The sequence below is a fragment of the Paenibacillus sp. oral taxon 786 str. D14 genome (genome assembly GCF_000159955.1).
Lineage (GTDB): Bacteria > Bacillota > Bacilli > Paenibacillales > Paenibacillaceae > Fontibacillus > Fontibacillus phoenicis.
Map to the genome: position 1 here is coordinate 280,811 of NZ_GG695973.1, position 17,132 is coordinate 297,942.

19 protein-coding genes are annotated in these 17,132 nt (G+C 54.8%); 5 read left to right on the forward strand and 14 right to left on the reverse strand.

The genetic code is table 11. From position 1 onward, the window contains the following. Window positions 1-393, reverse strand: a 393-nt coding sequence (locus tag POTG_RS08020) for a sugar-binding domain-containing protein (protein ID WP_036644690.1), incomplete at its 3' end; no start/stop codon positions are given. A 114-nt stretch (window positions 394-507) separates the two neighbouring features. On the opposite strand from POTG_RS08020, the gene POTG_RS08025 reads away from it, so the two are divergent. After that, the gene (locus tag POTG_RS08025) at window positions 508-1,389 is read left to right on the forward strand and encodes an AraC family transcriptional regulator (protein WP_009224326.1); all 882 of its coding nucleotides are present in this window, start codon (window positions 508-510) and stop codon (window positions 1,387-1,389) included. Between the two features lie 26 nt (window positions 1,390-1,415). On the opposite strand, the gene POTG_RS08030 is transcribed toward POTG_RS08025, so the two are convergent. Beyond that, the gene (locus POTG_RS08030) at window positions 1,416-2,336 is read right to left on the reverse strand and encodes a dienelactone hydrolase family protein (protein WP_009224327.1); all 921 of its coding nucleotides are present in this window, start codon (window positions 2,334-2,336) and stop codon (window positions 1,416-1,418) included. 170 nt (window positions 2,337-2,506) lie between these two features. On the opposite strand from POTG_RS08030, the gene POTG_RS08035 reads away from it, so the two are divergent. From POTG_RS08035 to POTG_RS08045, 3 genes are all read left to right on the forward strand, one after another. Beyond that, a complete protein-coding gene (locus tag POTG_RS08035; RefSeq protein ID WP_009224328.1) occupies window positions 2,507-3,538 on the forward strand; it encodes a LacI family DNA-binding transcriptional regulator in 1,032 nt (343 codons plus the stop codon). A gap of 226 nt (window positions 3,539-3,764) precedes the next feature. Then, window positions 3,765-5,207, forward strand: coding sequence for a tagaturonate reductase (locus POTG_RS08040; RefSeq protein WP_009224329.1), 1,443 nt, complete (start codon window positions 3,765-3,767; stop codon window positions 5,205-5,207). After that, window positions 5,195-6,682 (forward strand): UxaA family hydrolase, encoded by a 1,488-nt coding sequence (locus tag POTG_RS08045; RefSeq protein ID WP_009224330.1) that lies wholly within the window; start codon window positions 5,195-5,197, stop codon window positions 6,680-6,682. The genes POTG_RS08040 and POTG_RS08045 overlap by 13 nt, the downstream gene beginning before the upstream one ends. Window positions 6,683-6,738: 56 nt before the next feature. On the opposite strand, the gene POTG_RS08050 is transcribed toward POTG_RS08045, so the two are convergent. From POTG_RS08050 to POTG_RS08080, 7 genes are all read right to left on the reverse strand, one after another. Then, a complete protein-coding gene (locus POTG_RS08050; protein WP_009224331.1) occupies window positions 6,739-8,118 on the reverse strand; it encodes an MFS transporter in 1,380 nt (459 codons plus the stop codon). Between the two features lie 13 nt (window positions 8,119-8,131). Then, window positions 8,132-8,758, reverse strand: coding sequence for a cysteine hydrolase family protein (locus POTG_RS08055; RefSeq protein ID WP_036644808.1), 627 nt, complete (start codon window positions 8,756-8,758; stop codon window positions 8,132-8,134). A gap of 42 nt (window positions 8,759-8,800) precedes the next feature. Continuing rightward, window positions 8,801-9,835 (reverse strand): ABC transporter substrate-binding protein, encoded by a 1,035-nt coding sequence (locus POTG_RS08060; RefSeq protein WP_009224333.1) that lies wholly within the window; start codon window positions 9,833-9,835, stop codon window positions 8,801-8,803. A 54-nt stretch (window positions 9,836-9,889) separates the two neighbouring features. Further along, entirely contained in the window at window positions 9,890-10,792 is a 903-nt protein-coding gene (locus tag POTG_RS08065) for an ABC transporter permease (protein ID WP_009224334.1), read from the reverse strand. Window positions 10,793-10,832: 40 nt separating this feature from the next. Continuing rightward, the gene (locus POTG_RS08070) at window positions 10,833-11,615 is read right to left on the reverse strand and encodes an ABC transporter ATP-binding protein (protein WP_016311240.1); all 783 of its coding nucleotides are present in this window, start codon (window positions 11,613-11,615) and stop codon (window positions 10,833-10,835) included. A 123-nt stretch (window positions 11,616-11,738) separates the two neighbouring features. Further along, window positions 11,739-12,119: a Na-translocating system protein MpsC family protein gene (locus tag POTG_RS08075; RefSeq protein WP_009224336.1), complete on the reverse strand. Its 381-nt coding sequence runs from the start codon at window positions 12,117-12,119 to the stop codon at window positions 11,739-11,741. 205 nt (window positions 12,120-12,324) lie between these two features. After that, window positions 12,325-12,498 (reverse strand): hypothetical protein, encoded by a 174-nt coding sequence (locus POTG_RS08080; RefSeq protein ID WP_157268794.1) that lies wholly within the window; start codon window positions 12,496-12,498, stop codon window positions 12,325-12,327. A gap of 256 nt (window positions 12,499-12,754) precedes the next feature. Between POTG_RS08080 and POTG_RS08085 the strand changes: the two genes are divergently transcribed. Further along, on the forward strand, window positions 12,755-13,096 hold the full coding sequence (locus POTG_RS08085) for a cupin domain-containing protein (RefSeq protein ID WP_009224338.1): 342 nt from the start codon (window positions 12,755-12,757) through the stop codon (window positions 13,094-13,096). A gap of 68 nt (window positions 13,097-13,164) precedes the next feature. Here the strand turns inward: POTG_RS08085 and POTG_RS24730 are convergent, their stop codons facing one another. The 5 genes from POTG_RS24730 to POTG_RS24265 all read right to left on the reverse strand — a co-directional run bounded on the left by POTG_RS24730 (window position 13,165) and on the right by POTG_RS24265 (window position 17,116). After that, a complete protein-coding gene (locus POTG_RS24730; RefSeq protein ID WP_009224339.1) occupies window positions 13,165-13,317 on the reverse strand; it encodes a hypothetical protein in 153 nt (50 codons plus the stop codon). Continuing rightward, window positions 13,305-13,541, reverse strand: a complete 237-nt coding sequence (locus POTG_RS24735) for a carbohydrate-binding protein (RefSeq protein ID WP_009224340.1) — start codon at window positions 13,539-13,541, stop codon at window positions 13,305-13,307. The genes POTG_RS24730 and POTG_RS24735 overlap by 13 nt, the downstream gene beginning before the upstream one ends. Window positions 13,542-13,568: 27 nt before the next feature. Continuing rightward, window positions 13,569-14,837, reverse strand: coding sequence for a glycoside hydrolase family 125 protein (locus tag POTG_RS08095; protein WP_009224341.1), 1,269 nt, complete (start codon window positions 14,835-14,837; stop codon window positions 13,569-13,571). 111 nt (window positions 14,838-14,948) lie between these two features. Next, complete coding sequence (locus POTG_RS24260) at window positions 14,949-15,998, reverse strand: glycoside hydrolase family 76 protein (protein ID WP_198136174.1); 1,050 nt, start codon at window positions 15,996-15,998, stop codon at window positions 14,949-14,951. Further along, window positions 15,998-17,116 carry a glycoside hydrolase family 76 protein gene (locus tag POTG_RS24265; RefSeq protein WP_232282252.1) on the reverse strand — a complete coding sequence of 373 codons (1,119 nt, stop codon included), beginning with the start codon at window positions 17,114-17,116 and terminating at the stop codon, window positions 15,998-16,000. The genes POTG_RS24260 and POTG_RS24265 overlap by 1 nt, the downstream gene beginning before the upstream one ends. Window positions 17,117-17,132: the final 16 nt, after the last annotated feature.

Consider the following 17,132-nt stretch of genomic DNA (forward strand, 5'->3'; position numbering starts at 1 on the left):
CCTCTTCATCCACGCTTCAGGCAAATTGAAATCCCTTACATATGTACCCGCAGGATTGTCGTCCGGCACAAACGGCGGATCGTAAGGAATCGGATAGTTGACGTTCGTATAATGTAACTGATCATAGCCGTTCGTTTGCCAGCAGGAAGGCACGATCAGATCGTCCCAAGCGCTCACATCCGTTTCCGTCTCAAAGAAATGGTTGTCTACCTCGCGAACGCTGCGATGATAGCGGAATTTCCAGCTTCCGTTTAACGTTTGATAATGCGGTGAGCGCCCGCGTTTTCCCGTTCGGGCTGTCTCGACGCTCCCATACGGAATATAGGAGGCGCGGGCCGGCAGCCGGCCGATGTGCAGACACGATAAATTTTCCCATTCACGGTTCAGTTCCACCTAATTCACACTCCCCAAACGATTTGCTCTCATTATAGAGGTGGGATATAATCGGGCGGAAGCCACAAATCGGACAAACCACCAGACAAAATGGACAAATTGGAGGAACTCCCCATGGACCTGCTTCCGCTCAGAAGTAATTTAACCCCTTCCCGCAACGAGCTTCTGCCGTTATCCGTTTATACGGTTGGTACGGAAATTCAGCCTCCGCTCACGCGGATGAAGGGATTCTCGGCGCATCAGCTGTTCTTGACGATCTCCGGGACAGGGCAGTTTCGCCGGCTTTATGTTAACAAGGACAAATGGGACATTCTTCGCCCCGGCCAATTACTCTACATCCCTGCCGGCTGCGCTCATGAATATATGCCTTACGGGGAGGAGCCCTGGTTCGTCGGGTATGTCACATTGCTGGAAAACTTCGGCGAGGTGCTAAGCCATTGGGGCTTTGGGGATGCCCCTCGGCTGCTGCAGCTCTCGGACGTCTCGTTATTTACGGATCGCCTGCTTGCCATCTGGCAGCTGTCCGGCAACGAGCATGACCCTTGGCGAACGACCGAGCTGCTGTATTCGTTGTTTCTAGCCATCCTCAAGGATACGTCAGGCCAAACGAGCGTAGAGGCCGATTCAGGCGTCCCAGTGGTACCGCCCGCCGCTCCCCCCGCCTCATACCGGGCGTCGGTTGTAGATGTTGCGATTCGCTTCCTGCATGACCACTTGAATCGGCCGATCACCATCGCCGGGCTGGCAGGCCACGTCGGCTACTCGCAGAAGCAGCTGACCCGGCTCTTCCGGCAAGCAATGGGGTTAACGCCGCTGCAATACCTTCATCAGATCCGGCTGAAAACAGCCCGGCACCTATTGATGGATCATCCCGACATGACGATCCGTCAAGCCGCGGCTTATGTCGGCTTAGAGCCGGTTTATTTCGCCCGGCTTTACAAGCGCGAGTTCGGCCGGCTGCCGTCGGAGGAGCTTCGCGGAAGGGAAAGCGGCTGATGACCGCTCCGGGCGCGAACCCCTTCCTATGGCGCGGAATGCAGCAGATGCTGGGCGATAAATTCTGGCCACGCCGCGCGCATTTCCGCGGTTTCCATATGACCGCCGCCGGTGATGACGGTTTGCCAATGGTTGGGCTTTCCAGCGGCTCCATAGGCTTCACGTAAGCCTTGATCAAGCAGCTGTACCCCTTCAAATGGGCATAACCGGTCGTTGCGGCCAACCAGGCTGAGACGGGGGCGGGGAACGATGAGCTTTTGAATATCGAGGGTCGTAAAATGCTTCAGCAGCCCGGGTACGTAGTAATAAAACCCGTGATGTTCCAGACCGCGCCGCGCAATCAATGTTTCTGCATCAACCTGCCCGCAGAGGTCAACGACGACGCCCACCCGTTCGTCGAGCGCTGCCAGCCACCACGCCATCAGCCCTCCCATGGACATGCCGATCGTGCCGATACGCGAAGGATCGATGTCTTCCCGGGTACACAGATAGTCGATCAGCCGATAATTATCGTAAATCATCATGCCCCATAACGATCGTCCGGTCCACAACATTTCTTTTACAAGCTCGCCTTCGGTCTTGCCGCTGCGCTCATGAAAGCCCCACATATCGATGCTGCATACCGCGCAGCCTAGGCCGGTCAGCACCTTGGCAAAAGACGGTTCTTGAAGATAACCGCTGCTGCGAATCAACTCCTTGCGGCCGTTCCCGTAATTTCCGCCGTGGGAGTGATTAAACACGACAAGCGGGTAAGGTCCCTCCCCTTCCTGCGGCTTAGCGAAATATGCCGGTACCGGCTCCAGCCCGTTTAAATCCAGCAGCAAGGTCTCCAGCTCATATCCGTCCAACGCCTCCCGCTTTAATAACCGGGCGGAAACCGGTCTTTCAAAGGACGGCAACTCCCCAAGCGCCTCCCATAGCTTTGATCGCTGCTCCTCAACGTGCATATCCGCTCATCCTCTCCGTTTATTTTACCGATAATTATAGCGCTTACATTTAACTTGGGGCAAATTTTATTTTCACGTGTGCATTGCTTGTTTTTCTTGACTTTTTTAGATATCTGGGAATAGAATGAAAACGTGAAAAACTTGCGAATTCCTGCGGAAGTTGAGGTTCTATGATTACGATTAAAGACATTGCCCGCGTGGCCGGTGTGTCCCACACCACGGTGTCCCGGGCGTTAAACGGGAGCCCGCTGATTAAGCCGGAGACGCGGGCGAAAATCGAAAAAATCGCCGCCGAAATGAATTATGTTCCGAATGTCAGCGCCAAAAGTCTGGTGATGAAGAAGACGTATACGATCGGTTTGTTCTTCTCCAGCATCGATCAAGGCACGTCGGCCAGCTTCCTCGTGGATGCGATTAAGGGCATTCACCATGCGCTGGATGAAAACTACAGTCTTACTGTGCACGGGATCGACGGCATCCGCCATTTGGAGGGCATTTCGCCGCACCGCTTCGATGGTATCCTAGTCATGAGCCAAAGCGATGCCGACAATGCGTTTATTTACCATGTGAAGCAGGCGGGCATCCCGCTCGTTGTCCTAAACCGCTATCTGGACGATCCCGGCATCGTGAACGTCGTTGCCAATGATCGGGAAGGGGTGCGGGAAGCGATCAACTATGCGATCGCCCAAGGCCATCGGCGGCTGGCCATCATGGAAGGCAAAGCAGGCTTTCGGTCTGCGGCTGAACGGAAGCAAGGCTTCCTGGAAAGCTTACTCGCCCATGGTCTTGCCCTTCCCGCTGAATATCAAGTTGCCGGAGATTACAGCATCGACAGCGGGTACCGGATGATGAACGCGCTGCTGGATCTGAAGGAGCCGCCAACGCTGGTGTTTTGCGCGAACGACGATATGGCGATCGGGGCGATGAACGCCTGCTTCGCCCGGGGCGTGAACGTGCCCAATCAGGTGTCGCTGATCGGGTTCGACGATATCGTGTTCGCAGGTTACACGAATCCAGCCTTGACGACCATCCGCAAGCCGGTTGCTGATATCAGCGAGCTGGGAACCCGCAAGCTGATCGAGCTGATGCAACCCCCGAGTACAGAATCATCGGATAAGGAACAACCAACAGAACCACCTGGCGAGACCCTGTTCGTCCCAACGACGCTGGTGATCCGTCAGTCCGTGGCCAAGATCTCTTGATTTGAACTGTAGCGCTGAATTATGCTTATCGTCTGCAAGCCGCTATGGGTTGCTTCTGTTAGCCGCTAAGGGTTCGCTTCGTCCCGCACTTCGACAGCTTCTCAAGCTTGTCCTGGTCCTTTCCGGCAAGCCAGGCAGCTCGCCATACTCCAAAATGTTCACGTGTGCAAATACCTAACTTCTCTTAATCTCCTATCAGCATCTAAAACAAGGAGGCGAAAAAACGATGGACACACCGCAATACCCGCTCTTATCCCGAACCTTATTTCCCGATTTGCCTGCCTACCCGGAACGGATGATCCAGTTCGGCGAAGGGAATTTCATGCGTGCCTTTACCGCCTGGCAGGTGCAGCAGATGAACAAGCAAGGCCGGTTTCAAGGCAGCGTGGTGATGATCAAGCCGCAGAGCAGCCCGGTATCCGAACATTATGCGAAGCAGGATCACCTTTACACGGTTCTTATTAACGGGATCGCGGAGCAGCAAGTGGTCAACGAACACGAGATCAATCACTCCGTCAGCCGGCTGATCAGTCCTTACACCGATTATGAGCAATTTCTCGCTCTAGCGGAGCAAGATTCGCTGGAGTTCATCACCTCGAACACTACCGAGGCCGGCATCGCCTACAACCCGGAGGACCGCCTCACGGACGCGCCGCAGCGGAGCTTTCCCGGCAAGCTGACCGCCCTGCTCTACCGCCGCTATCAGCTGGGCAAAGCGGGATTTACGATCATCCCCTGTGAACTGATCGACCGCAACGGCGAGAAGCTGCGCGAGATCGTGCTGCGCTACGCCGCCGAATGGGATCTTGGCGATGGGTTCATTCAATGGCTTGAACGGGAAAACACCTTTTGCTGCAGCCTCGTGGACCGGATCGTCCCCGGATTTCCGCAGCAGAAAGCGGGGCAGCTGGAACAACAGCTTGGCTACCAAGACCGCTTGATGGTGACCGCCGAGCCTTACCTGCTGTGGGTCATCGAAGGCCCGGCCTGGCTGCCTGAACGGCTGCCGCTGTCCGAGGCGGGATTAAACGTCATCTTCACCGAGGACCTGCGTCCGTACCGCGAGCAGAAGGTTCATCTGCTGAACGGCCCCCACACGGCGATGGCCGCGTTGGGCTTACTCGCCGGTCTGACAACGGTCGAGGATGTGATGAACGACGAGGATTTGTCTGTGTTCGTTAGGGAGCTGATGGAGCAGGAGATCGTTCCGATGCTTGATTTGCCCAGATCCGGGCTGTTGTCTTATGCCGAGGCCGTGCGGGAACGCTTTATGAACCCGTTCATCCGACACGAGCTGGCTTCGATCTCGCTAAACAGCATCGCTAAATTCCAGACCCGGCTGCTGCCTGTGCTCCTCCGCTACCAGCGGGAACGGGGCGAGCTGCCGAAGCGGATCACGCTGGCCTTCGCCGCCTTGCTGGTTGGTTATCGGGGCGACCGGCTTGTGCGGAAGGACAGCCCGGAGGTGCTGGCCCTCTTTGATCAGGCGTGGTCGCAGCCCGCTGAAGCGATTCCGGCCCTGTTACGGGAAACGAAGCTGTGGGGAGAAGACTTATCCAGCGTTCCCGAACTGGCCGACACCCTGGAGCAATATGTCCGGAAGCTGGACGCTTTTGGCGCCCGAGCGACATTACAATGGTTGGGAGGCGGCAGCCGATGCGACGATTAATGAAAATGAACCCGCGCGACAACGTAGCGGTGGCTTTGCGGCCAATCGCAGCTGGTGAAGATCTCCAGCTTGACAAGGAGTCCGTTCGAGCGGTGCAGGACATTCCCCAAGGCCATAAAATCGCACTCACCGCCATTCCCGCCGGTTCGTCCGTTACGAAGTACGGCTATCCCATTGGCCGCGCTGTAACCGCGATCGCTCCTGGAGAGTGGGTGCACACGCATAATATCAAAACGAATCTCGCCGGTGAGGAGCAATACGAGTATCAACCGAACCTGCACCCCGTCATTTATCCGAAGCGTTCCTTAACCTTTCAGGGATACCGTCGGGCCAACGGAAAAACCGGCATACGCAACGATCTGTACATCGTGCCTACCGTCGGCTGTGTGAACGGGATTGCGGAGCAAATGATCCGCGCCTTTAAAGCGGAGCACCCGGATCTTGGCCCCTTCGATAACATTACCGTGTTGAAGCACCCCTACGGCTGCTCGCAGCTTGGGGAAGATCATCTCATGACGCGCAGCATTCTCGCAGACGCCGTGCTTCACCCCAATGCAGGCGGCGTTCTCGTGTTTGGACTGGGCTGCGAGAATAACGTCGTATCCGAGTTCCGGGAGCGGCTAGGCGATTACGACGAGCAACGCGTCAAATTTCTTGTAGCTCAGGAGGTCGAGGATGAGCTGGAGGCTGGTCTGGCGCTGCTGGAAGAACTGGTTGAGGCGGCGCGCAACGACCGCCGGGAGCCGGTGCCGGTCAGCGAGCTGAACGTTGGGCTTAAGTGCGGCGGCTCGGACGGTTTCTCCGGCATTACGGCCAACCCGCTGCTCGGCGCTTTTTCCGATTTTCTCATTTCGCAGGGCGGCTCTACGATTCTAACAGAAGTTCCCGAGATGTTTGGGGCCGAGCAGATGCTGATGGCCCGCGCGGAGAGTCAAGAGGTGTTCGAGCAGATTGTTGCTCTCATCAACGATTTTAAGCAATATTTCCTGTCCTACGGCGAGCCTGTCTATGAAAATCCCTCGCCCGGCAATAAAGCCGGCGGCATTAGTACGCTGGAGGACAAATCGCTGGGCTGCACGCAAAAAGCCGGGACCGCTCCGGTGGTCGACGTCCTGAAATACGGCGAGAAGCTGCGCAAGAAAGGCCTTAGCCTGCTGCAGGCACCAGGAAATGACCTGGTCGCCTCCTCTGCGCTGGCCGCCGCCGACTGCCAGCTAGTCCTTTTCACGACCGGCCGCGGGACGCCGTTTGGCAGCTTCGTCCCTACCGTCAAGGTCGCCACGAACAACGAACTGTTCGCCCGGAAACAGCACTGGATGGACTTCAACGCCGGGGTCTTGCTGGATACGCCGATGGAAGAAGTGCTGGAGCAGTTTATCCATTACGTTATCGCGGTAGCCAGCGGTCAACCCACCCGGAACGAGCAGAACGAGGTCCGCGAGCTGGCTATTTTCAAAACGGGGGTCACATTGTAAGCGAATCACGCCAAAAAGCCATTGCCCAGACGTTAACGTCCAGGCAATGGCTTTTTTTAGGATGGCGATACCGTCTCCTCATGGCGACGACGGTGCCGTGCTTGACGAACGGTAACAAGCAGAAGAACTACGGAACCTAACACCAACGCGAGACAAAGGACGAAAACCATCCGATAACCGTCTGCGCCGGCTATGAACGCGCCGCCTGCCGCAGTACCGAATATCATGCCAAGATTACGCGACAACGCGAGTAAACTGCTGATTAACCCCAAGTGACCAGGATCCACACGGCCCATCACCAGGCTCGTATTGGGCGAAGTGATCATCCCCATGGATGCACCCAGCAAAACAATCAATGTAATTAATAGAAACATCGGATACGAGGAGGAAAGAAAACCTAAAGCAACTAACGTCCCGGACATCGCCAACAATCCGGCCGTCAACAACGGTAAGGAACCGTGCTTGTCCGACAAACTGCCAAATAACGGGGAGGCGACGATCAACGCCAGCGGATAACCCATCATCATCAATCCGGCCATCGCCGGCGGAGTGCTAAGCTCATGGCGAAGAAACACCGGCAATACGAGTTGCGCCGAAAACGCGGCCATATACGTAACGATGGTGATCCAGAGCCCGGTATTCGTCGCAGCATCGCCGAGCAGCTTGAGATCGATGAAGGGGGAGTCGCTGGTGGAGAGACTCCACATCACAAACCCGGCGGCACAACCCGCAAACAACAGCAGCAACACGACCACAGGCAGAGATCCCCATCCCCATTCCGAGCTTAGATGAATCGCTGTGACAAGGCCGGTTAACGAAGTCCCAAACAGCAGAGCTCCGGTTACATCGATGTGCCCTTGCTCCTCCGGCTGATCCTTCGGAATAAACCGCTGGGCCATCATCCAAGCCACTAACGCGGTACCGGCCAGCAGCCAGAAGCATGCCTCCCAAGATATCCATTGAATCAGTACACCGCCCAGGCTGGGGCCGATCATCGAACCGGCGGCCACGAAGGTGCTGATCATCCCTAAGGCTCTCCCTCTCTTTTCAGGAGGAAACAGAGAAACGATCAGCGCCATGTTCGTCGCCTGATACATCGAAGCGCCAAGGCCTTGCACGATACGGAAGGCAATCAGCCAGCCCAGTGACGGGGCAAGCGCGCAGCCAAGCGCCCCTAACGCGAAACCGAGATAACCCAGATTATGCACGGACCGCCGTCCCCGGATATCCCCGAGTTTCCCCATCACCGGCAGGAGTACGGAAATGACCAGCAGATAAGCCGTAACAACCCATTGCGCGGAGGCAAGACCGATCTGATAATCTCTAGCGATATCAACCAGCGCGATGTTGAACATGCCGGCGGAACAGTTGGATAAGAATGCTCCCGTACAAATAATATATTGAACCAGTGTACGGTATTTGCCGTTCATGCCCATGCCTGCACCTGCTTTACACTTGTGTCATTGTCATTGGGTTCACGGTCGTCTTCCAAGCCCGTTCCCACAAGGAAATCACTTCCCGGGTGTCCGTGACCTCACCGAAATATCCTTCGATATTTTTGATCGTCATTTCATGAGCTTGATTGGAATAAGAGGCGCAAGCATCGCGAAGCAGCACGATGTGATAATCCAGCATAAAACCGTCCCGGGCCGTCGATTCCACGCACACATTGGTGCTGACACCGGTCATGATCAGCGTTTCGATCTTCTGGCTCCGCAGGATCGAATCGAGCCGGGTATTCACAAAAGCGCTGTATCGGTGTTTGTTCACGACAACCTCACCCGGCTCGGGGGCAACTTCGTAGAAATCCGCCCCCCAGGTGCCCTTCCGGCATACCGCCATCGATTTTCCGTTAGATCGTTCTTTCCAAGCTTCGGAATCGGTCGCTTCTTCATGAAAGGTCTGGATAAACATCACCGGTACCCCGAATTCTCTGGCCGCCGCCAGCAAGCGATGTAAATTCGGCATCATGTCGGCCACGGCACCAACGTCATTACCCGCTTGGGCTAAAGCTCCCTCCGGGTGACAGTAATCATTTTGAACATCTACCACCACGATGGCTGTCCGGCTGTTCATTAGCTTCTGCTCTAAATTCACTTCGCTTCACCTTTCCTTTCCTTACTTGGATGAATTAACGAACTGCATGTCGACCAATTGATCATAGGAGTAATCGCCCGTATAAATCCCGGTTTTGATCAGCACGTCCATGTCTTGTTTCACGGCGGCTTCCGTAATGAACCCATCCCTGCTCCATAGGCTGTCCGCATAGGCGCGGTCAAGGGAGGCCTGAATCGCAGCATCGGATAACGTAGGGAACTCGGCTTTCATGTTTTTCATCGCTAGTTCTTTGTCCTCTTGAACCACCTTCAGCGCCTCAATAATAGCGTCGGTGAACAACTGCACCGTTTCCGGATCTTTATCGATCGTCGATTGTTTCACGCTGAGCACGGAATAGGAGAAATCGCCGAAGTCATGGAATTTATAAAAGGGTTCGCCCCAGACGTCCTTGGAGATCCCGTCGCTAATTTGCGGCTCCGCCCCATTGCCGATATCTGCCGCTCCCTGCTGCACCATCGTCACGACCGTCGAGGCATCCGCCGGCTCAAGCAGAGTGACATCTTTCTCCGGATCCAGTCCCAAGTAGATCAGCAAATAACGGATCAGCAAATTAGGAGTACCGCCATGACGTCCGGCGTTGATCTTCTTCCCCTTAAAGAACTCCTTCAAATCCGCCTCTGAACTGCCGGCCGGAGCCAGCCCCTTCTTGGCTACCAAGTAGACGTTGGCTCGGTTAACGACGTTGACGATCGACACGATGGGATCGGAATTTTTCTTGTTTGCCAGCGCATTGGACTCTGTTCCACCGATGACGCCCCATGCGTCCCCGCTAACCACCGCCGTGACGTGAGCGCCGCCGGCAGCCTGAATCACTTCTACATCCAATCCCCGTTTCTTAAAGTAACCTTCCCGCTGAGCCAAATAGAGCGGAAGATATCCCGTGGAATGAACCGGTTCGGCGATGACGATCTTTTTGAGCTCTGTGCTCCCCTCTGCCGCTTCCGCCGTTGGCTCGCTTTTCCCTCCGCATCCTGCAAGTAAGCTGCCCGTCAAAGCCAATCCCAATAATAACGGTAACAGTCTGCTCTTTCTCATCCAACTTCCCCCTCATGAACATTTTCTAATTCCGGTTGACTGACAGGTTTCCCGCTACTTGACGCCGAAACCTTTGGACAACCCTCTTTCCAAGAGTACAACTCCCCAATACATGGCCATGGATAGCACAGACAAAACCACTACGCCAACCCACACGAGATTGATGTCAAGAATCGTCCCCGCATACATGATCATGCGTCCAACGCCTTGGCTGGAGGCGATGAATTCACCGACGATGGCCCCGGCAAGCGCCAGAGCAATGTTGATACGCAAGCTGCTGATGATCCAAGGCATCGACCATGGAATGACGACTTTGGTAAACACCTGCCAGCGTTTGGCCCCAAGCGAATACATCAGCTTCTCCATGTCCGGGTCCACGCTCTTCACCCCGCTGTAGGCGGACAAGGCAGATACCACAACCGTCATGGAAAAAGCCAGCGCCACTTTGGAGAAGAAGCCGATTCCCAGCAAAATGACGAGGACAGGCGCAAGAGCCAGCTTGGGCATCGCGTTTAATATAATCAAGTAAGGTTCGCTAATGCCGGCATAGCTCCGTGACCACCAGAAGGACAAGCCCAACAAAGCTCCGCATAATGTGCCGAACACAAAGCCCAGCACGGTTGAGCCTGATGTATAGGCGATATCCCCCAGCAGCCCGCCCTCTGCCACTTGCAGCCAGGTCGTTTGCCATATCGCGCTCGGGCTGCTCCAATAATAAGAATCCAGCCAACCGATCCGGGTAAACACCTCCCAGATGATGAACAGCAGAACCCCTACGGCCACCCTTCCCCAGCCGATTCTGCGGGCTTTCTTCCGCTCCGCTGCCTCCTCGTCATAAATCAGCGGTGCTGAATTTGAGGCAGACGGGGGCTTCAGCTTTTTTTCGGCTACCGTTACCGCCGCATCGGTGGATAGAGAATGGATCACAAAGGTCGATTTACGCACAGTTTCTTCCACACTTCATCCCTCCTAGATCGTTATTTTTTTATCCAAACGGTCAAAGCGCGAGTTCTTCCTCCGCATGTCCCGCCGATAACTGGTCAAGCAAGAGATGTTTCAGTTCCATAAAATCCGGGGACGTCATATCCTCCGTTTTGCGCGGGCGCTCCATCGTGACCGTGATTTTCGTTTTGACCCTGCCTGGCCGCGAAGAGAAGACATAAATATCGTCTGACAAGTAAATTGCTTCATCGATGTCGTGGGTGACGAACAACACCGTTTTTCCAAAGTCGGTCCAAATTTGCAACAGCCAATTTTGCATCGTTAGCCGGGTCTGTGCATCAAGCGCGCCAAACGGCTCGTCCAGTAAGATGATGTCGCGGTCGTAAAGCAACGTTCTCAGCAGCGCAGCCCGTTGCCGCATACCTCCCGACAATTCCTTGGGATAATGCTTATCAAAACCTTTGAGTCCATACTTCTCCATCAGGGGCAAAGCTCGATCCACCGCTTCCTTTCTAGGGACGCCGCGAATTTCCATCCCCAGAATGATGTTGTCCAGAATCGTCCGCCACGGCAGCAACATATCCTTTTGCAGCATGTAACCGACATATCCCGTCTTCCCCACGATATTCTCCCCGTCCGCAAGCACCTCTCCGGTAGAGGGTGGAATGAGTCCGGCAATGATGTTGAACAAGGTAGACTTGCCGCAACCACTTGGGCCAATGATGCTGACAAACCTTCCCGCTTCAATCTTCAGGCTCGTTTCTTGCATGGCCGGGATATCTCGGCCGTTCCGGCGAAACCATTTACTAACTCCGTTAATTTCGATTTTGGGTTGCATGCTCCACGCCTCCACTCCTTGAAATTTTCATTTTTTGATATAAAAAAATCGCCAGTCAAAACCCATAGCGCCTCCTAACAATAGCGCTGCGAGTCCAAACTGACGATTGGTCGGCTCTTTCGATTAGCGAAGTTCCGACGACTCCTTCAGATAATCCTCCACGTCGCGATCCAAGACAACGATCGTACCGGAAAATTCGGTCTCTGCATCGTAATCTTTGAGTACGGCGACGATATTCAGTTGAAATTGCCGTTCGAGGGTTGCCTTAATCTCCCGCTTGAACACCTGAAACAACAAGTAATCCAGCTGCCTCGTGGATTGAGGATAAGCCTCATCCAATAGCTTTAAGACAGGCACTCGCCCGTTCAAAGAAATAATCACAATTTTGTTGCCGACGAAATCTACTTTTTGCTGTTTTACACCCACGTTAAAGATTTGCTTATTTATCGCGTTGTAAATCCTCAAAATGTCCTGCTTCCATTCGCCAGCGGTTGAGATGGCCATACTCACACCCTCCTTCATGTCAGGTATTATATCATAACTCTTGGGTGTGATTGATTAAACTATTATTCTTGTGATTAATTATAGGCGTTCAAAAGGGATTGTCAATACATTTACGTCAAAAAAATAACATCCATCCACTCTGATGTGATGTTATTTTACATGAGAGCTATATTTAAACGTATGGCTTAGGATGAAATGTGTCAAATTACCCGGTGAGCAAAGCCAACCTGTCAATTTGCTGGTACAACCGCTCCGCTTCGTCCGCCAAGCTGGGTTGATTCAGCCGAATTGACATCGCAAGCAGCCGGTCAGCTTTCTGCTTGAGCTGCTTAATCTCCATCATGACCGCTTCTTGATCCATCCCCGGAAAACGTTTCACGAGCGTTACTCCTTTCACCACATTTTCAAAAAACATCCATATCCCCTTTCTCCAATTTACTCCAATTTGCAGTAGTGGCCATTTCACAGAGTTTTGAAATAGGGGCATTTTTTCGCAAACTTGATCTGAATCAAGAAGAAAGGAGCAACTCGATGCTAACATAGGAGACAAGGAGCAGGGATTCCGGCGATCAAACCGGAGAAACCCAGCCAAACGATCCGGTCCACGCGACCGTTACAAGGAGGAAATCATCAAGATGGAAAAATTAGCATTAGCCCAGCTTCAGGACTTCCAAGCCGAGAAATTCACCAAACGGATCGCCTTCAAAAAAGGCGAAAGCGTCGTGTTCGTGCTGAACTTTATGCCGGGCCAAGAGCTGCCAACCCACACGCATCCGAATACGGACGTATTTATTCTAGCCCTGCAAGGCAGCGGGTCGATCACGGTGGACGGAGCAACCTCGCCGCTGAATCAGGGTGAAGCACTGCATCTGGAAGGAGCGGAAGCCTTTTCCTACCGGAATGACGGAACGGAGCCCGCCAGCCTGTACGTTGTCTTAACCAAAGTTCCCGCACCAGAGTACGCGCAGAATATTTAAGACGCTAATTCTAATCGCGAAAAACAGACCGAAGGCAGGATCCCACATCCGCCCCGGTCTGTTTTTATTTACTTCTTGAGCAAGTCTCCCAGCGAAACGGTATATCCATTGGAGACATTCTTCTTGTTCTTGAGCAGACGGATCTGCACCTTCACGCCGTCCATATCATACGGTCCGTCCCATGTTAGCCGAATCTGTCCATTTTCCTTTACCGCTCGCACATGCTCAACCTCTCCTGGTGGGGTGTGGTCACGAGGCGGCTCAGGCGTAACAGGCGGTGCCGTAAATACGGCGGGATCGCCAACGTAAACTTATCCAGGTTAAACAGCCAATCCGAGCCTTTGAAGTACAGGAAAACGATATGCTTGCTGCGTACCGGAGCGGTGACCTCCGCCGAGAACATCTTAAACTCCTGCCAGCCGCCGGTTCCCGTAACCTTCTCCATTTTCGGATTGTTTTCCTTACCCGAAAGCTAGCGCATGGCAATTTCCAGACCACATAAACTGAGCACGAATTCAACAAACATGGCGTTGGACCAGGAGAACCATTCCCGCGTATACTCCGATGGATTATCCTTGTGAAACCCTTCATGCACCAGATTCGTTCCGGCATCGGTCCGCTCGAACATATCCAGAATCTCCAGCTTTTCCGATTCCTCCAGCGCGGTGATTCCCTGAATGGACAAGGCGATGTGCCAAATGTAGTCTGGCGGAGTGTGCGGGCTGCCGATGCCTTTGGCATACGTTCCTTCATAGTAGTAAGGGTTGCGGCGGCTCAGAATCATCCGGCGCGTGTTGAGATAGATCGGATCGTCTTTGCTGCAGTAATCGAGATAAGGCAGCGACAACAGGCTGGGCACGTTGGCATCGTCCATCAGATTCACGCCGCCAAGCCCGTCAACCTCGTACGCGTACACCTTCCCGAACTCCGCATCCTCGATGATGGCGTATTTTTCAATCCCCTGCCGAATGTCCTCTCGCAGCGCACGTACCTCATCGGCGAAAGCGTCATCTCCGAAAAACCGCTCATTGATCTCCAGCAAATAACCCAACACTACGATGGCAAAAAGGTTCGACGGAACGAGATAGCCGTATTTGCAGGCATCGTCGCTGGGGCGGAAGCCCGACCAGGTCATCCCCGTATAGCCGACCGGTCCCGGAAGCCGATCTGTTTCCCCGCTGTTTTCCCGGACGAACGTGTATTTTGACAGTTCCTCATGCCGCTGCTCAGTCCGCCAGGTTTGCAAAATCAACTCGGCCGCTTGCTTAAATTCCGGCGTGAAGTGGCGGGTTTCCCCGGTATTTTTCCAATAAAGATAGGCTAACTGCAGAGGATAACATAACGAATCCACCTCGTATTTACGTTCCCAAATCCAGCCGGACATCTCAGTCAAATCCGTCTGATGGCCGCGGAAATTCTCAAATTCGTTAAACGCGTTGGCATACGGGTCCCGCAGGATCGATTGGTATTGCGTTCTCAACACGCCCTCGATAATCTCGCGCAAGCCGGCATCCTGCGCCGCCGGGATCAGATACGGCCGAAGCTGGTTCACGGAATCGCGCAGCCACATGGCCGGGATATCGCCGGTCAGCATAAACACCGTCCCGTCGTCGTGGCGATGGATGGTGGTTTCCAGCGTATTTTCGTAACACCGTTTGAACATCTCCACGATTTTCGGGCGATGCTTCATTTTCGTCTCCACCAAGACAATAATATCGGATTGAGTCAGTTGCTCAGTCATGGTTAATCTCCTCCGTGTTGTCTCGTAGTCGTTGTGCTTATTGTGCTCGTTATGCTCGTTATGCTCGTTATGCCGTACGTTCGCTTCCGGCGGTTCTGTATGACATGTTCCTCACTTTCGCGCCTCCAGCCTTGCCGCCGCTTCCAGCAGCATCAAGCCGCTCAACTGGACGCTGAGCTGAACCGGCAAGGTCGGCGGCTCCTTCCAAGAAGGGCCGCACAGCGCCAGGTTCTCAAGCAGCCCGCTGGATCGAAGGGTCTCCGCATTGGCGAAAATAACCTCCCGCACGCGTGGACACTCTGGGTCGATCTCCAAGAGACGGTCGAGGTAGCGAATGAGGATGCCTTTGAATAACCCGGTATCGTCGATGCCTTCCGCGGGAAGCAGGCAAATATCAGGCTCGCACAGCTCCTCGAAGCAGGCGGCTGCGGTGCGCCTTGCATCCTCCAAGTAGGCTGATTCGCCGGTGTAGAAGTATAATTCCGCTCCCGCGCCAATAAAGACGCCCTGGCAATAGGTGAACCGCCAGTCCTTGTCGATTGTTCCGTCCCCAGTGCGGTTCATGCCATCCCAAACAAAGCCGGTCGCAGGGTCAACCAGATGCGCTTTGTTCCAATCGTATATCCGTTTGGCCCAAGCGAGATCGTCAGGCCGACCGAACAAGCCGTAAAGCTGGGCGGCAAGAATCGCAGCAGGCGCATTGGCTGGGGTATTTTTGTAATCCAGTTGATCCTTCTTCCACGCCATCCCCCCGCCGCAATGCTCATTCCAAGCCGTTTGGATGTCCGCCCACAGCTCTTGGACCTTCTCCTCATACCACGCCTCACCGGTCGCCCGGTAAGCCCGCAGCAGCGCCAGCGCCGTCCACTCCATGTCGTCGTAATAATTATGCGTGAACGTCCCGCCGTTATAACGCTCCAGACTGCGGCAGAACTGCCTCATCCGATCGGGCAGCGCCGGGTTGCCGGTCCGCTCGTAAGCATCCACCAGCACGTCGAGGACATGGGCTTGCCACCAGTAGTAGAAATTTTCGCCGGCCCGGCCCGCCGTACGCGGATACCACTGGTCCAGGATGCCGGTCTGCTCATTCCCGTAGCAGTCGAACAGGTCGCGGTGCATGCGGTCCGCCAGTTGGGCCCAGCCTAGCTCGCGGCGATCCATCACGGCATCTCCCCTTGGGGCGCAGCATCCGGCGTTAGCTCCGAGGCCGCCTGATCCGCACCCGTTTCAAGCGCTGCCGCCGCCTCCATCAGCATCACGCCGCTTAGCTGCGAGCTGAGGGACACGGCCCCCTCCGGTGCTGGACCACAGCTCCAATCCGTGCCGAACCGCGGTTGCTGCGGAGCGGCCAGCCGGCTCCAGGCGCGTTCCGCCTGAAGGGCGACGTACTCAGCAATCTCGGGATGGTCTGGAGCCGCTTGTGCCAACTGCACCAAGTAGCGGATCAGGATGCCTTTGAACAGTCCGGCATCGCCATCCCCTTCCTCCGGCAGCAGGCCGGTCTCGCTGGAGGTGAACTCCTGAAGGACGACGCGAAACGTGCGAAGCGCCGCCTCCAAGTAAGCCGCATCACCGCTTACCCGGTACATCTCCACCGAAGCTCCAATAAAGACGCCTTGGCAATACGTAAACCGCCAATCCTTGTCGATGGTGCCATCCCCGGTACGGTTCATCCCATCCCACACCAGGCCGGTGACCGGGTCGATCAGGTTCGCCGCCTGCCACTCATAGATCCGCTGCGCCCAAGCCCAATCGTCCGGATCGCCAAACGCTTGGTACAACCGGGCCGCCAGGATGATGGCAGGGGCGTTGGCCGGGGTGTTTTTATAGTCCAGCTGCGATTTCTGCCAGGCGATCCCGCCGCCCATTTGCTCGTTCCATCCGGTTTGGATGTCCTGCCACAGCAGCTGGGAGACCTCCTTGTAACGCGGTTCACCTGTGGTCTGATAGGCGCGCAGCCAAGCGAGCGCCATCCACTCCATATCGTCGTACAGCTCATTGGGCCAAGCGCCGCCGTTACGCTGAAGCAGACCATCATACAGCTGCTCCAGCCGCTGGACATACCGCCGCTCCCCTGTGCGCCGCAGTCCGTCAACTAGTACATCCACCGCATGCGCCATCCACCAATAATGGAAAATCTCATTGCAGGTTCCATTTTCACAGGGCGTTTGAATATTGTACATCCGAATTTTTTCGTTCCAGAATAATGCATCCAATGCCGTCTGAGCCAGGTCGGCCCGTTGCTGCCGGATTTCCGTCTCTTTCATGGTCGTCGTCATATGAGCTCTCCCCTCT

What these genes read in the sequence shown, in the direction of transcription:
- POTG_RS24260 (WP_198136174.1), bottom strand. Translation starts at nt 15,998, where the DNA reads ATGGATCGCCGCGAGCTAGGCTGGGCCCAACTGGCGGACCGCATGCAC.
- POTG_RS08075 (WP_009224336.1), bottom strand. Translation starts at nt 12,119, where the DNA reads ATGGCCATCTCAACCGCTGGCGAATGGAAGCAGGACATTTTGAGGATT.
- POTG_RS08045 (WP_009224330.1), top strand. Translation starts at nt 5,195, where the DNA reads ATGCGACGATTAATGAAAATGAACCCGCGCGACAACGTAGCGGTGGCT.
- POTG_RS08050 (WP_009224331.1), bottom strand. Translation starts at nt 8,118, where the DNA reads ATGGGCATGAACGGCAAATACCGTACACTGGTTCAATATATTATTTGT.
- POTG_RS08040 (WP_009224329.1), top strand. Translation starts at nt 3,765, where the DNA reads ATGGACACACCGCAATACCCGCTCTTATCCCGAACCTTATTTCCCGAT.
- POTG_RS08085 (WP_009224338.1), top strand. Translation starts at nt 12,755, where the DNA reads ATGGAAAAATTAGCATTAGCCCAGCTTCAGGACTTCCAAGCCGAGAAA.
- POTG_RS08095 (WP_009224341.1), bottom strand. Translation starts at nt 14,837, where the DNA reads ATGACTGAGCAACTGACTCAATCCGATATTATTGTCTTGGTGGAGACG.
- POTG_RS08055 (WP_036644808.1), bottom strand. Translation starts at nt 8,758, where the DNA reads ATGAACAGCCGGACAGCCATCGTGGTGGTAGATGTTCAAAATGATTAC.
- POTG_RS24265 (WP_232282252.1), bottom strand. Translation starts at nt 17,116, where the DNA reads ATGACGACGACCATGAAAGAGACGGAAATCCGGCAGCAACGGGCCGAC.
- POTG_RS08030 (WP_009224327.1), bottom strand. Translation starts at nt 2,336, where the DNA reads ATGCACGTTGAGGAGCAGCGATCAAAGCTATGGGAGGCGCTTGGGGAG.
- POTG_RS08025 (WP_009224326.1), top strand. Translation starts at nt 508, where the DNA reads ATGGACCTGCTTCCGCTCAGAAGTAATTTAACCCCTTCCCGCAACGAG.
- POTG_RS08035 (WP_009224328.1), top strand. Translation starts at nt 2,507, where the DNA reads ATGATTACGATTAAAGACATTGCCCGCGTGGCCGGTGTGTCCCACACC.
- POTG_RS08070 (WP_016311240.1), bottom strand. Translation starts at nt 11,615, where the DNA reads ATGCAACCCAAAATCGAAATTAACGGAGTTAGTAAATGGTTTCGCCGG.
- POTG_RS08060 (WP_009224333.1), bottom strand. Translation starts at nt 9,835, where the DNA reads ATGAGAAAGAGCAGACTGTTACCGTTATTATTGGGATTGGCTTTGACG.
- POTG_RS24735 (WP_009224340.1), bottom strand. Translation starts at nt 13,541, where the DNA reads ATGGAGAAGGTTACGGGAACCGGCGGCTGGCAGGAGTTTAAGATGTTC.